At 73.6% G+C, this 12,838-nt stretch carries 14 protein-coding genes; 8 read left to right on the top strand and 6 right to left on the bottom strand.

Features of this window, described 5'->3' with window-relative positions; translation table 11 throughout:
- Positions 1–11: 11 nt before the first annotated feature.
- Genes IE245_RS20170 through IE245_RS20160 form a run of 3 tightly spaced genes read right to left on the bottom strand, consistent with a single transcriptional unit; the run spans position 12 to position 2,623 of the window.
- On the bottom strand, positions 12–617 hold the full coding sequence (locus IE245_RS20170; protein WP_189949544.1) for a pyridoxamine 5'-phosphate oxidase family protein: 606 nt from the start codon (positions 615–617) through the stop codon (positions 12–14).
- A 59-nt stretch (positions 618–676) separates the two neighbouring features.
- Positions 677–1,816: a hypothetical protein gene (locus IE245_RS37750; RefSeq protein WP_189949542.1), complete on the bottom strand. Its 1,140-nt coding sequence runs from the start codon at positions 1,814–1,816 to the stop codon at positions 677–679.
- A 9-nt stretch (positions 1,817–1,825) separates the two neighbouring features.
- Positions 1,826–2,623, bottom strand: coding sequence for a hypothetical protein (locus tag IE245_RS20160; protein WP_189949541.1), 798 nt, complete (start codon positions 2,621–2,623; stop codon positions 1,826–1,828).
- Between the two features lie 139 nt (positions 2,624–2,762).
- Between IE245_RS20160 and argH the strand changes: the two genes are divergently transcribed.
- The 3 genes from argH to IE245_RS20145 all read left to right on the top strand — a co-directional run bounded on the left by argH (position 2,763) and on the right by IE245_RS20145 (position 6,440).
- Positions 2,763–4,193 (top strand): argininosuccinate lyase, encoded by a 1,431-nt coding sequence (gene argH / locus IE245_RS20155; protein ID WP_189949538.1) that lies wholly within the window; start codon positions 2,763–2,765, stop codon positions 4,191–4,193.
- A gap of 136 nt (positions 4,194–4,329) precedes the next feature.
- On the top strand, positions 4,330–4,881 hold the full coding sequence (locus IE245_RS20150; protein WP_189949536.1) for a TetR/AcrR family transcriptional regulator: 552 nt from the start codon (positions 4,330–4,332) through the stop codon (positions 4,879–4,881).
- Positions 4,878–6,440 carry an MFS transporter gene (locus IE245_RS20145; RefSeq protein ID WP_189949534.1) on the top strand — a complete coding sequence of 521 codons (1,563 nt, stop codon included), beginning with the start codon at positions 4,878–4,880 and terminating at the stop codon, positions 6,438–6,440. The genes IE245_RS20150 and IE245_RS20145 overlap by 4 nt, the downstream gene beginning before the upstream one ends.
- A gap of 72 nt (positions 6,441–6,512) precedes the next feature.
- On the opposite strand, the gene IE245_RS20140 is transcribed toward IE245_RS20145, so the two are convergent.
- Entirely contained in the window at positions 6,513–7,136 is a 624-nt protein-coding gene (locus tag IE245_RS20140; protein ID WP_373305358.1) for a lysophospholipid acyltransferase family protein, read from the bottom strand.
- 274 nt (positions 7,137–7,410) lie between these two features.
- Between IE245_RS20140 and IE245_RS20135 the strand changes: the two genes are divergently transcribed.
- The 3 genes from IE245_RS20135 to IE245_RS20125 all read left to right on the top strand — a co-directional run bounded on the left by IE245_RS20135 (position 7,411) and on the right by IE245_RS20125 (position 9,746).
- Positions 7,411–8,592 carry a glycerophosphodiester phosphodiesterase gene (locus IE245_RS20135; RefSeq protein WP_189949529.1) on the top strand — a complete coding sequence of 394 codons (1,182 nt, stop codon included), beginning with the start codon at positions 7,411–7,413 and terminating at the stop codon, positions 8,590–8,592.
- 106 nt (positions 8,593–8,698) lie between these two features.
- Entirely contained in the window at positions 8,699–9,241 is a 543-nt protein-coding gene (locus IE245_RS20130; RefSeq protein ID WP_189949528.1) for an RNA polymerase sigma factor, read from the top strand.
- 25 nt (positions 9,242–9,266) lie between these two features.
- Positions 9,267–9,746, top strand: coding sequence for a GNAT family N-acetyltransferase (locus tag IE245_RS20125; RefSeq protein ID WP_189949526.1), 480 nt, complete (start codon positions 9,267–9,269; stop codon positions 9,744–9,746).
- Positions 9,747–9,752: 6 nt separating this feature from the next.
- On the opposite strand, the gene IE245_RS20120 is transcribed toward IE245_RS20125, so the two are convergent.
- Together IE245_RS20120 and IE245_RS20115 are read right to left on the bottom strand one after the other, a co-directional pair.
- Positions 9,753–10,181 carry a hypothetical protein gene (locus IE245_RS20120; protein ID WP_189949524.1) on the bottom strand — a complete coding sequence of 143 codons (429 nt, stop codon included), beginning with the start codon at positions 10,179–10,181 and terminating at the stop codon, positions 9,753–9,755.
- Positions 10,182–10,183: 2 nt separating this feature from the next.
- A complete protein-coding gene (locus tag IE245_RS20115) occupies positions 10,184–10,546 on the bottom strand; it encodes a hypothetical protein (RefSeq protein WP_169092653.1) in 363 nt (120 codons plus the stop codon).
- Between the two features lie 550 nt (positions 10,547–11,096).
- Between IE245_RS20115 and IE245_RS20110 the strand changes: the two genes are divergently transcribed.
- Together IE245_RS20110 and IE245_RS20105 are read left to right on the top strand one after the other, a co-directional pair.
- Entirely contained in the window at positions 11,097–12,170 is a 1,074-nt protein-coding gene (locus tag IE245_RS20110; protein WP_189949522.1) for a methionine ABC transporter ATP-binding protein, read from the top strand.
- Positions 12,167–12,835: a methionine ABC transporter permease gene (locus IE245_RS20105; protein WP_189949520.1), complete on the top strand. Its 669-nt coding sequence runs from the start codon at positions 12,167–12,169 to the stop codon at positions 12,833–12,835. Before IE245_RS20110 ends, IE245_RS20105 begins: the two co-directional genes overlap by 4 nt.
- The last annotated feature ends 3 nt before the right edge of the window (positions 12,836–12,838 follow it).

Genomic DNA, 12,838 nt, shown 5'->3' with positions numbered 1-12,838 from the left:
CCGCGGCCAGGCTACTGGGCCGACCGGGGGAGCGGCGGCAGCGGCAGCGGGAGGGCGGGCAGTCCGTCGAGGCTGGTGGCGATGTGGTCCTTGCCCTCGCAGTAGGTGTTGAACTCCTCCTCCGTCTTCCGGTTGAAGAAGTCGGCGTGCAGCGAACGCTCCTCCCGGTACTCCATCACCGGCACGGCGAACCCGCAGGAGTCGCTGACCCGCCGCGCGTGCACGAGGACGATCGCCCGCGCGCTGAACTGGTCCTTCACCGCCTCCTCGGGGAACCGTGCGAAGAGCTCGGCCCAGCGCGGGTCGTCCCGCAGCACGACCTCGCCGTCGCCGTGCACCCGCACCACGGTCGGCGGGCCGGAGAAGGACGTCCACATGAGGGTGATCCGCCCGTTGCCCGGCTCGCGGAGGTGGGCGACCGTCTCGGCGCTGCTGCCGCCGAAGTCGACGTAGGCGAGGGTCAGTTCGTCGAGGACGACGAGGGTGCCCCGCCGGCCCTTGGGAGAGAGGTTGACGTGCCCGTCCCCGGAGAGCGGGGCGGTGGCGACGAAGTAGAGGGGCTGCTCCTCGATGAAGGCCCGCAGCCGCCCGTCGATACGTTCATACGTTTTTCCCATGGGTCCATTTTCCCGCCGCGGTCCCCGCCGTGACGGGCCGTCTCACGGAAAAGACCCCGTCAGGACCGCAGTGCCCGCCGCGCCTCCCGTACGACGGCCGGCTCGGGGTCGTCGAGCAGCGCCTTCATCCGCCGGGACTCCACCGCGTCGAGCAGCCGCAGCCCGGCGACCGCCGAGGCCCGCACCCGGCCGTCCCGGTGCTCCGTCAACTTCCGCAGCAGCGGCGCGTCCACGCTCCGCGACCCGCACTCGCCCAGCCCGAGCGGCGCCCGGTCCGGTACGTCGTGGCCCGCGCAGGCGGTCCGGTACGCGGCCACCGGATCGCCGCCGCCCTGCCGCAGCACCCACCGGGCGCAGGCCCGGGTCCGACCCGAACGGTCGTAGAGGTACGGCTCCGCCTCCGCGTACCGGCCCGCCCCGCGCAGCGCGGTGACCCCGGCCGCCCGCACCCGCCCGAACCGGGCGCCCAGCAGGACGGGCACGGTCGTGTCCGGCTCGTCCGCGGCCACCGCCGCCGACGCGGCCCGCTCCTGCACCAGGGGGTCGTGGTCCCCGGCGGCCACCAGGGCGAGCCCGAGGCCGTCGAACAGGCCGCGGTCGAGGACGACGGAGAGCGCGGCCCGCCGGGTCAGGCCGTCGCGGCAGCCGAACAGCAGGCCGTTCACTCGCGCCGGATCCCCCTCCCGCAGCAGCCCGTCGAGGAGTTCCGCCGCCGCGCCGCCCCGCAGTCGGCGGGCGAGCCGCAGGATCACCGGAGCGGTGACCGCGAGCGTCCCGGCGGAGGCGCCGGGCAGTGCCTCCCGCAGGAGGCGCAGCGCACGCGCGCGTACCGGCGCCGCCCAGTCCGCCGTCCGCACCGCGACCAGCGGCAGCAGCTCGGGCCGCCCCGCCGTGTACGACAGCGCGGCCCCCCGGATCCGGCCGTCCGGGTCGCACAGCGCGAGCGCGAGCCGCGCCTCGGTCGGCGACTCCCGCACCAGGTCGGCGGCCCGCTCCCGGAGGCCCCGCCACCCGGGGTCGTGGACCCCGGTGAGCCACCCGTGGGAGGGCACGAGGGCGCCGTGCCGGACCGCCTGCCGTACGTCCTCGTCAAGGTCCGCCCAGGCCTTCGGCCGCGTCACGTCCAGCACCCGGTGCAGGGGGAGCCCCCGCCCCAGGCGCCGTACCGCCGCCTCACGCGATTCCGTCTCGTGTGCCATGCGGGGAGGCTAGACGCCGCACGCCGTCCCCCGCTCACGGTTTTTCCGGTCCCTGACGCGCTGTCCGCGCGCCGTCCACCAGGTGACGATCCGTTCCTCGTTCGCCCGGGCGAGGGCGCGGATCGCGTCCCCGTGCGGGCCCTGGACGACCTTGCGGTCCCCCACCACGCGCAGGGCCTGGGCACGGGCGGACGCGCGGACGTCCGGCTGGGGGTCGTCCAGCAGGCGCAGGGCGTCGAGCAGGTCCGCAGGGGTGAAGCGGTTCCCGAGGAGTTCCATGGCGAGCGCCCGCGGCGCCACCGGCCCGCCGGACGCCGCGCAGGCGATCAGCCGCTCCGCGGAGGCCTCGCGGGCGGCCCGCCGGAGGGCCCCGCGCGCCGCCCGGGCCACCTCCGGCGCCGGATCGGCGCGGTGCGGCAGAGCCTCGTCCCGGCCGAGCCCGTGGCGGTGCGGGAGGAGGGCCGGCGCGCGGACCCGCACGCGCGCGTGCCGGTGGCCGAGCATGCCGCGCGGGGCCTCCGGGTCGTCCCGCAGGCGCGCAGCACGACCGCTCCGACCCGGGTCGGGGTCGTCGGCGTACGGCGGGAGCGCGTCGTCCGGCAGGGCGCGCGGGAGCCGCAGCCCGCCGAGCGCCCGGGCCCGCCGTCCCGCGACGCGGCCCAGGGACCCGGAGAAGACGTCGGAGTCGAGCCGCGTCCAGTCCTCCGCGCGCCCGGCGCCGACGGCCGAGGCCGTGTCCTCGCCGTGCGGGAGCCGTTCTCCCCCGCGAAGGAGGTGCGTGGGACCCGGCAGCCGTTCGCTCGTCATGCGGCGGACTGTATTCCCGCGCCCGCCGACCCGACCTGGGGTTCTCCGGCCCGGTCGGCGTTTGATTGACGAATCATGCGGAGTTCTGCATACTCATGCATCAAGGGTTTCGGATCATCGAGGCGAGGAGCAACCAGAAGTGAGCAGCAACAACGGTGACGTCCGGCTCTGGGGCGGGCGCTTCGCCGACGGTCCGGCCGAGGCCCTCGCGAAGCTCTCCGCCTCCGTCCACTTCGACTGGCGCCTCGCGCCGTACGACATCGCCGGATCCCGGGCCCACGCGCGCGTGCTCCACGCGGCCGGGCTGCTCACCGAGGACGAGCTGACCCGCATGCTGGCGGGCCTCGACCGGCTGGAGGCGGACGTCGCCGACGGCTCCTTCGTCGGCACCATCGCCGACGAGGACGTCCACACCGCCCTGGAGCGCGGCCTCCTGGAGCGCCTCGGCGCCGAGCTCGGCGGCAAGCTGCGCGCCGGCCGGTCCCGGAACGACCAGGTCGCCACCCTCTTCCGGATGTACCTCCGCGACCACGCCCGGATCATCGGCGGGCTGATCGCCGACCTCCAGGACGCGCTGGTCGGCCTCGCCGAGGCCCACCCGGACGTCGCCATGCCCGGCCGGACCCACCTCCAGCACGCCCAGCCGGTGCTCTTCGCCCACCACGTGCTCGCCCACGTCCAGTCCCTCTCCCGGGACGCCGAGCGGCTGCGCCAGTGGGACACCCGGACGGCGGTCTCCCCGTACGGCTCCGGCGCGCTCGCCGGCTCCTCCCTCGGCCTCGACCCGGAGGCGGTCGCGAAGGACCTCGGCTTCGAGCGGGGCAGCGCGGGCAACTCGATCGACGGCACGGCCTCCCGCGACTTCGTCGCCGAGTTCGCCTTCATCACCGCGATGATCGGGGTGAACCTCTCCCGGATCGCCGAGGAGATCATCATCTGGAACACGAAGGAGTTCTCCTTCGTCACCCTCCACGACGCCTTCTCCACCGGCTCGTCGATCATGCCGCAGAAGAAGAACCCCGACATCGCCGAGCTGGCCCGCGGCAAGTCCGGCCGCCTCATCGGCAACCTCTCCGGCCTGATGGCCACCCTCAAGGCCCTGCCGCTGGCCTACAACCGCGACCTCCAGGAGGACAAGGAGCCCGTCTTCGATTCCTGCGACCAGCTGGAGGTCCTGCTCCCCGCCTTCACCGGCATGATGGCCACCCTCACCGTCAACCGCGAGCGCATGGAGGAACTGGCCCCGGCCGGCTTCTCCCTCGCCACCGACATCGCCGAGTGGCTGGTCAAGCAGGGCGTGCCGTTCCGCGTCGCCCACGAGGTCGCCGGCGAGTGCGTCAAGGTCGCCGAGTCCGAGGGCAAGGAGCTGGACGAGCTCACGGACGAGCAGTTCGCCAAGATCTCCGAGCACCTCACCCCCGAGGTCCGCACCGTCCTCGACGTCCCCGGCGCCCTCGCCTCCCGCAACGGCCGCGGCGGCACCGCCCCCTCCGCCGTCGCCGCCCAGCTCATCGAGGTCAAGGCCGACCTGGTCATCCAGCACGCCTGGTCCACCGCCAAGCAGAAGTAGCGAAGCCGGGTGGCCGAGCCCGTCGCCCCACCGGAAGGCCCCCTCGTGGGGCCTTCCGGCGTTTCCCCGCACGAAGAAGGGAGTCGTTCACGTCTTGTGTGAGACATTTATGTCTCACTTGGTGTATGGTCGTCTCATGTCAGTCGACCGCACCCAGGTGCTCCGCGCCGCCGCCGCCCTGCTCTCCCGCAAGGCGACCGCCACCATGGACGAGGTCGCCCGGGCCGCCGGCATCGGGCGGGCCACGTTGCACCGGCACTTCGCCGGGCGGGACGCGCTCGTGCGGGCGCTGGAGCAGATGTGCATCGAGGAGGCGGAGGCAGCGCTCGACGCGGCCCGCATCGAGGAGGGCCCGGCCGACGAGGCCGTCCGGCGGCTCGTCACCGCCTCGCAGCCCGCCGCCCCGCTGCTCTCCTTCCTCGTCACCGAGAACCAGCTGTTCGAGGGGGACGGGCAGAACGAGGGCTGGGCCCGCCTCGACGCCCGCCTCGTCGCGCTCTTCCGGCGCGGCCAGGAGGAGGGAACCTTCCGGATCGACCTCAGCCCCGCCTGGCTCTGCGAGGCCTTCTACGGGCTGATCAGCTCGGGCGCCTGGGCCGTCGCCGACGGCCGGGTCGCCGCCAACGACTTTTCGTACATGATCGCCGAGCTGCTGCTCGGCGGAGCGCGCAGGAGCGTGGAGAAGTGACCACCGAAACCGTCCGTCACGACAAGGGGAACGAGGAGAGCCATACCGAGGGCGTGCGCCGTCCCGGCCGGTGGCTCGCCCTCGCCGCGCTCGTCCTGGCCGTGCTGCTCGTGGCCGTGGACGCCACCGTGCTCGGCCTGGCGACCCCCTTCCTCTCCGAGGACCTGAAGCCGACCGGCACCCAGCTGCTCTGGATCGGCGACGTCTACTCCTTCGTCATCGCCGGCCTGCTGGTCTCCATGGGCAGCCTCGGCGACCGCATCGGCCGCAAGAGGCTCCTCCTCGTCGGCGCCGCCGCGTTCGGCGCCGTCTCGGTCCTGAACGCCTACGCGACCAGCCCCGAGATGATGATCGCCGCCCGCGCCCTGCTCGGCGTCGCCGGCGCGACCCTGATGCCGTCCACCCTGGCCCTCATCCGGAACCTCTTCCACGACCCGCGCGAGCGCAGCCTCGCCATCGGCATCTGGGGCGCCATGGCCTCGGCCGGCGCCGCCGTCGGCCCGGTCGTCGGCGGCTTCCTCCTGGAGCACTTCTGGTGGGGCTCGGTCTTCCTCATCAACCTGCCCGTCATGGCCGTCCTGGTCGTCATCGGCGTCAAGCTGATCCCCGAGTCGAAGAACCCGGACCCGGGCCCGTGGGACCTCCCCAGCGTCGCCCTCTCCCTCGTCGGCATGATCGGCGTCGTCTACGCGATCAAGGAGCTGGCCTCGCACGGCCCCACCCTCGACGTGGCCGTCGCCGCGCTCGTCGGCGCCGGCGGCCTCACCGGGTTCGTCCGCCGCCAGCTCACCCTGCCGGCCCCGCTCCTGGACATGCGCCTCTTCCGCAACCGCGGCTTCTCCGGCGCCGTCCTCGCCGACCTGCTGACCATCCTCGGCCTCGCCGGCCTGGTGTTCTTCCTGTCCCAGTTCTTCCAGCTGGTCCAGGGCCGCTCCCCGCTGGAGGCCGGCCTCGCCGAACTGCCCGCCGCGATCGGCTCGGTGACCGCGGGCCTGCTCGCGGGCCGGTTCGCCCGCCGCTTCTCGGTCCGCTCCGTCGTCGCCGGCGGCCTCGCCGCCATCGGTCTCGCCCTCGCGGTCCTGACCGCCCTCGGGCGGACCACCGGCTACCCGGTCCTCGGCGCGAGCCTCCTCGTCGTCGGCGTCGGCGCGGGCCTCGCCTTCACCGTCACCGCCGACGTGATCCTCTCCGGCGTCCCCAAGGAGCAGGCCGGATCCGCGTCCGCCGTCTCCGAGACCGCGTACGAGCTCGGCGCCGCCCTCGGCATCGCCGTCCTCGGCTCCATCGTGACCGGCGTCTACCGGGGCTTCACCACCCCGGCCGGCATCCCCTCGGACGTCGCCGCGGCCGCCCACGACTCGCTCGGCGGCGCCGTCGAGGCGTCCTCGGCCCTCGCCCCGGACCGGGCCGGCGCCCTCGTCTCGGCCGCCCAGGAGGCCTTCGTCGACGGCCTGCGGATCGCCGCGGGCGTCGGCGCGGCCGTCCTCCTCGCCACCGCCGTCGCCGCCTGGTTCCTCCTCAGGGACCAGGAGCTCGCGGACGGCGCCGTCGAGCACTGACGCACCCCGCCCCACGCACGAGGGCGCCCCCGGGACCGTTCCGGGGGCGCCCTCGTCGCGTACGGCCGACCGCTACGCGGCCTCCTTCGCCTTCGTGGCGTACATGTCCACGTACTCCTGGCCCGACAGCCGCATGACCTCCGCCATCACCGAGTCCGTCACCGCGCGCAGCACGTACCGGTCGCGGTCCATGCCCTCGTAGCGGGAGAACTCCATCGGCTCGCCGAAGCGGACCGTCACCCGCACCGGCCGCGGGAAGCCCGCGCCGCCCGGCTGCGCCCGGTCCGTGCCGATCATCGCGAAGGGGATCACCGGCGCGCCGGTCATCAGCGTCAGCCGCGCCACGCCCGTACGGCCCCGGTACAGCCGGCCGTCGGGGGAGCGGGTGCCCTCCGGGTAGATCGAGAAGATCTTGCCCTCCTCGATGACCCGACGGCCCGTCATCAGCGCCGCCACACCGCCCCGGCCGCCGTCCCGGTCCACCGGGATCATGCCGACGCTGGTGAAGAACCAGGCCATCAGCCGGCCCTTGACGCCCTTGCCCGTCACGTACTCGTCCTTGCCGATGAAGAAGACCTGGCGGTCCAGGCAGATCGGCATGATCATCGAGTCGATGAAGGTGAGGTGGTTGCCCGCGAGGATCACCGGACCGGTCCCGGGGACGTTCTCGGCGCCCTCGACACGGGGGCGGAACATCAGACGCAGGATCGGACCGAGGACGGCCTTGACGATCGCGTGACGGGACAACGGTTCCTCCGGTGTCGGGCGGGCGGCTCCGGGGAGCCGACGGTGCAGCACCGGACGATACTCGCGGGTCACCGCCGCGCGCACATCGGGTTCACCGAACGGATACGCGGTGTTGACGCGTGTTTCCGCCATGTTCCGCCGGGGTCTGCCGCCCGTAGGGGCGGCGTGCCTACCGTCGGGTCCACCCGACGACAGGTGCGGGACATCACACAGGAGGACCTCCATGACCCAGGGCGCACCCCGGACCCCGGCACGCCGCACGGTACTCGGAGCGGCCGGCGCCGCCGCGTTCGGCGTCTCCGCCGGGCTCGCCGCCGGCGCGGGCGCCGCGCGGGCCGCCGAGACCGGCCGCCCGCACGACCGGGGCCACGGGCACGGCCGCGGCTTCCGCTCGCTCCCCGTCCCCACCGTCATCGCCCACCGGGGCGCCAGCGGCTACCGCCCCGAGCACACCCTGGGCTCCTACCGGCACGCCCTGGACCTCGGCGCCCACGTCATCGAGCAGGACCTCGTCCCCACCAAGGACGGTCACCTGGTCTGCCGCCACGAGAACGACATCACCGGCACCACGGACGTCGCCGACCACCCGGAGTTCGCCGCCCGGAAGACCACCAAGACCGTCGACGGGGTCGCCTACACCGGCTGGTTCACCGAGGACTTCACCCTCGCCGAGCTGAAGACCCTGCGCGCCAAGGAGCGCATCCCCGGCACCCGCCAGGAGAACACCCTCTACGACGGCCGCTGGACCGTCCCCACCTTCGAGGAGGTCCTGCGCTGGGCCGACGAGGAGGGCCGCCGCCGGGGCCGCGAGATCTGGCTCCACGTCGAGACCAAGCACCCCACCTACTTCCGCTCCCTCGGCCTCGGCCTGGAGGAGCGCCTGGCGAAGCTGCTCCGCCGCTACGGCCGCCACCGCGCGGACTCCGCCGTCTTCCTCCAGTCCTTCGAGCCCGGCAGCGTCCAGCGCCTGTCGAAGCTGGTCGACTCCCCGCTGGTGGTGCTGCTCTCCGGCGCGAACACCCGCCCCTGGGACTTCGTCGAGTCCGGCGACCCGCGCACCGTCGCCGACCTCGTCACCCCGGCCGGACTGCGCTGGATCGCCTCGTACGCCCAGGGCATCGGCCCCACCCTCGACCTGGTGATCCCCAAGGACGCCGCGGGCCGCCTCACCACTCCCACCACCCTGGTGCGGGACGCCCACGCCGAAGGCCTGATCCTCCACCCGTACACCCAGCGCAACGAGAACGCCTTCCTGCCGGCCGACTTCCGCCGGGGCACCGACCCGGCCGCCTACGGCGACGCCTTCGGCGCCCTGCGGCGGTACTTCGAGACCGGCATCGACGGCGTCTTCTCCGACAACCCGGACACGGCCCTGCTCGCCGCCGCGGACTTCGCCGGCCGCTGACCCGGGCCCGCCGCCCGGTCGGCCGGCGCCGCGCCGCCGTACGCCGACCGGGTGGTTCCCCCGCGGGGACGCAACCGCGCCCCCGCGCCGCCGCATCGTGGCGGGCATGACCTCCCCGGAAACCCTCCTCGCCACCCTCACCCCGCTGCTGGCCGCCGAGTCGCGCGCCGAGGCCGCGGCCGCCGGGATCGACCCCGCCGACCTCGAACAGGCCGTCTGGCTCCGTCTCCTGGAGCGGCTCAGCGCCGACGGCGCCCCCGAGCGCCCCGCCGCCTGGCTCCGCCGCGCCGTCCGCGCCGAGGCCCGCCTGGCCCGCCGCACCAGCGGCCGGGAGCGCCCGTACCACGGCGACGCGCCGCCCGACGCGCGCCACGAGGCCCTGGGCCCCGAGGGCTCCGCGCTCACCGCCGAACGCCGCCGCACCCTGCGCGCCGCCGTCACCCGGACGCCCGGCCGCTGCCCCCGCCTCCTGCACGCGATGCTCGACCCCGCCGACCCCACCTACCGGGAAATCGCAGGAACGTTGGGTATCTCACAAGGCAGTCTGGGGCCGATGCGTTCCCGTTGCCTGGGATGCCTGCGCAGAATGCTCGCGGCGGAGGTTCCCGCATCCGGCCGACGGGGAAGGGTGCGGGGTACCGATCGGTGATCAGATGAGCGGGAGGCATGCGCACATGGGCCTGAGTGTGACCATCTCGGCAGCGGCCGCGGACGACGCGGAGCAGATCCTGAAGCTCCAGTACCTCTGCTACCAGAGCGAGGCCGAGCTGTACGGCGACTGGTCCATCGAACCGCTCACCCAGCCGCTCGACGCCGTCCGCGCCGAACTCGCGGAGGGCCACGCCCTGGTCGCCCGGCTCGGCGACGAGGTCGTCGCCTCCGTCCGCGCCCGCACCGACGAGGACGGCACCGTCCACATCGCCAAGCTCATCGTCCACCCGCGGCTGCGCCGCCACGGCATCGGCGGCCGGCTCCTCGACGCCATCGAGCGCCACTTCGCCGGGGCGGGCACCGCCCCCAAGCGCTTCCAGCTCTTCACCGGCCACCGCAGCGAGGGGAACCTCCGCCTCTACCGCGCCCGGGGCTACGCCCAGGTCGGCACCCGCGAGGTCGGCCCCCGGCTCACCCTCGTCACCCTGGAGAAGGCCGCCTGACGCCGCTCAGGCGGTACGCGACCGCCTGAGCCACCAGATGCCCGTCAGCGGCAGCAGCACCGGGATGAAGACGTAGCCGTACCCGAAGTCCGACCAGACCGTCGCGTCCGGGAAGGCGGACGGGTCGACCAGCGTCCACGTGCCCACCACCAGGACGCCCGCGAGCTCGGCGGCGCAGCACACCAGCGCCGCCCTGCGGGCCGCCTCCCCGCCGCGGACCAGCGTGTACGTGATGAAGACGTACACGACCGCCGCCACCGCCGAGAGCGCGTACGCCAGCGGGGCCCGGTCGAACTCGGTCGACACCTGGTAGATCGAGCGCGAGACCGCGCCCACCGACATCACGCCGTACAGCCACACCAGCAGCATGCCCGGGCCCTTGACGAGCCGGGTCCGCCGCTCCGCGGACTCCGTCGCCCCCACCGTCTCCGCCATGGTCAGCCCACCGTCCAGATGTCGAAGAGACGCACCTCCAGGACGGCGAGCACGACCGCGCCCGCCGCCACCGTCGCCGAACCCCAGCGGCTCCGCTCCGCCAGCGACATGAAGCCGGCGATCGGCACCGCGCACAGCGCGCCGAGCAGGTAGGAGACGAAGATGACCGTCCCCTCCTCGGCCGTCTCGCCGCGGACCAGCTGCACGATGCCGACGATCAGCTGGACCAGGACCAGGAAGGTCACCACGGCCATGCCGATGAAGTGCCAGTCCTTGGTGGGCTGGTCCCGGTAGGCGGCGAAGCCGCACCAGGCGGCGAGGGCGAGCGCGGCCACCGAGACCGCGACCGTGAGGGCGTCAAGCATGCGCCCGAGGGTATTACGGGCCGAATGGCCCGATGCGCTCGGCCCCGTCGAGCCCGTCGAGCCCCGTCCGGAGACCGTGGCCTTGGCCACATCCCGCCCTCGCCCCGCCCCCGCGGGCGCCCCGCCCGGACCGGCTCCCGCGCAGGCCGCGCACGGCGGGGATCCCCGTACGGCCGTCCGCCCTGTGTCTCAGCGACGTCCGGAATGCGGACACCGGACTTTCGTTCGCACCTGCGCATGCTTTACTTGCAGCCATGACCACGACGAGCAGCCGCATCCTTGCGACCGAGGCGATCCAGACGCCCGGTGCTCCTCGCATGTGTCGAATGTGCGCCATCTGAGGGCCCCCGCCTGAGCCTCGCGCCCCGAAGCGAGACCCGACGGCCGAGCCGATTCCGACCGCCCCACCGGCGCCGGAACGTGCCCGCCCCGCGCACACCGCCGCCCCGGCCCCGCCGGTACGGCCCCCGTGCGCCTGACTGTCCGATTGACGAATGCCCCGTGCACGGCGGACCCACGCGTCGCGCACTCGACAGTGACGGAAACCCCTGTGATCACCACTTCGGGCCTGACCAAGGTCTACGAGTCACGTGGCCGCCAGGTCACCGCCCTGGACGGCGTCGACCTCCACGTCCGCGAGGGCGAGGTCTTCGGCGTGATCGGCCAGAGCGGCGCCGGCAAGTCCTCCCTCATCCGCTGCGTCAACCTCCTGGAGCGCCCCACCTCCGGCACGGTGACCGTCGACGGCGTCGACCTCACCGCCCTCGCCGGCAAGGGCCGCCGCGCCGGCAAGGACCTCCGCCGGGCGCGCAGCAGCATCGGCATGGTCTTCCAGCACTTCAACCTGCTGTCCTCGCGCACCGTCAAGGACAACATCGAGCTCCCCCTGGAGATCCTCGGCGTCCCGGGCGCGGAGCGCTCCCGCCGGGCCCTCGAACTCCTCGACCTCGTCGGCCTCGCCGACAAGGCGAAGAACTACCCGGGCCAGCTCTCCGGCGGCCAGAAGCAGCGCGTCGGCATCGCCCGCGCCCTCGCCGGCGAGCCCAAGGTCCTCCTCTCCGACGAGGCCACCAGCGCCCTCGACCCGGAGACCACCCGCTCGATCCTCCAGCTCCTGCGCGACCTCAACCGGCAGCTCGGCCTCACCGTCCTGCTCATCACGCACGAGATGGACGTCGTCAAGACCGTCTGCGACTCCGCCGCCCTCATGCGGAAGGGCCGGATCGTCGAGTCCGGCACGGTCGCCGAACTCCTCGCCACCCCCGGCTCCCAGCTGGCCGCCGAGCTCTTCCCCGTCAGCGGCCGGGCCACCGGCGCCGACCGCACCGTCGTCGACGTCACCTTCCACGGCGAGGCCGCCACCCAGCCGGTGATCTCCCAGCTCTCCCGCACGTACAACATCGACATCTCCATCCTCGGAGCCGCGATGGACACCGTCGGCGGGAAGCAGATCGGCCGGATGCGGATCGAACTGCCCGGACGGTACGAGGAGAACGTCGTCCCGATCGGCTTCCTGCGCGAGCAGGGCCTCCAGGTCGAGCCCGTCGACGACGCCCACGGCGAGGCCGCCCCCGCCGTCCCCGTACAGCAGCCGCACGTGCTCGTGAAGGAGAGTGCCAAGTGACCTGGGAAGAGATGCGCCCCCTGCTCGAACAGGGCACGATCGACACCCTCTACATGGTCCTGTGGGCCACCGTCGTCACCATCGTCGGCGGCCTCCCGCTCGGCATCCTCCTCGTCCTCACCGACAAGGGCGGACTGCTGCAGAACCGGCCCGTCAACAAGGTCGTCGGTGCGATCGTGAACATCGGCCGCTCGCTGCCGTTCATCATCCTGCTGATCGCCCTGATCCCCTTCACGACCTTCGTCGTCGGCACCTTCATCGGCCCCACCGCGATGATCGTGCCGCTCGCCATCGGCGCCATCCCCTTCTTCGCGCGCCTCGTCGAGACCGCGATCCGCGAGGTCGACCACGGGCTCGTCGAAGCCGTCCAGTCCATGGGCGGCGGCATCCCGACCATCGTCCGCAAGGTGCTGCTCCCGCAGGCCCTGCCCTCGCTGGTCGCCGCGGTCACCACCACCGTCATCGTGCTCATCGGCTACTCCGCGATGGCCGGCGCGGTCGGTGGCGAGGGCCTCGGCTCCAAGGCCGTCACCTACGGCTACCAGCGCTTCGACACCACCTTCATGCTCGTCACCGTCGTCGTCCTGGTCGCCATCGTCACGATCGTCCAGCTCCTCGGCGACGGAGTCGTACGGCTCCTCGCCCGCCGCGGCCGCACCGCCTGACGG

Origin of the sequence: Streptomyces roseolus (assembly GCF_014649855.1) — a bacterium.
In the GTDB taxonomy this organism is placed as follows: domain Bacteria; phylum Actinomycetota; class Actinomycetes; order Streptomycetales; family Streptomycetaceae; genus Streptomyces; species Streptomyces roseolus.
This window is presented reverse-complemented; position numbering and strand designations above follow the sequence as displayed.

What these genes read in the sequence shown, in the direction of transcription:
- IE245_RS20170 (WP_189949544.1), bottom strand. Translation starts at nt 617, where the DNA reads ATGGGAAAAACGTATGAACGTATCGACGGGCGGCTGCGGGCCTTCATC.
- IE245_RS20120 (WP_189949524.1), bottom strand. Translation starts at nt 10,181, where the DNA reads ATGGCGGAGACGGTGGGGGCGACGGAGTCCGCGGAGCGGCGGACCCGG.
- IE245_RS20130 (WP_189949528.1), top strand. Translation starts at nt 8,699, where the DNA reads ATGACCTCCCCGGAAACCCTCCTCGCCACCCTCACCCCGCTGCTGGCC.
- IE245_RS20150 (WP_189949536.1), top strand. Translation starts at nt 4,330, where the DNA reads ATGTCAGTCGACCGCACCCAGGTGCTCCGCGCCGCCGCCGCCCTGCTC.
- IE245_RS20115 (WP_169092653.1), bottom strand. Translation starts at nt 10,546, where the DNA reads ATGCTTGACGCCCTCACGGTCGCGGTCTCGGTGGCCGCGCTCGCCCTC.
- IE245_RS20140 (WP_373305358.1), bottom strand. Translation starts at nt 7,136, where the DNA reads ATGTTCCGCCCCCGTGTCGAGGGCGCCGAGAACGTCCCCGGGACCGGT.
- IE245_RS20125 (WP_189949526.1), top strand. Translation starts at nt 9,267, where the DNA reads ATGGGCCTGAGTGTGACCATCTCGGCAGCGGCCGCGGACGACGCGGAG.
- IE245_RS37750 (WP_189949542.1), bottom strand. Translation starts at nt 1,816, where the DNA reads ATGGCACACGAGACGGAATCGCGTGAGGCGGCGGTACGGCGCCTGGGG.
- IE245_RS20135 (WP_189949529.1), top strand. Translation starts at nt 7,411, where the DNA reads ATGACCCAGGGCGCACCCCGGACCCCGGCACGCCGCACGGTACTCGGA.
- IE245_RS20160 (WP_189949541.1), bottom strand. Translation starts at nt 2,623, where the DNA reads ATGACGAGCGAACGGCTGCCGGGTCCCACGCACCTCCTTCGCGGGGGA.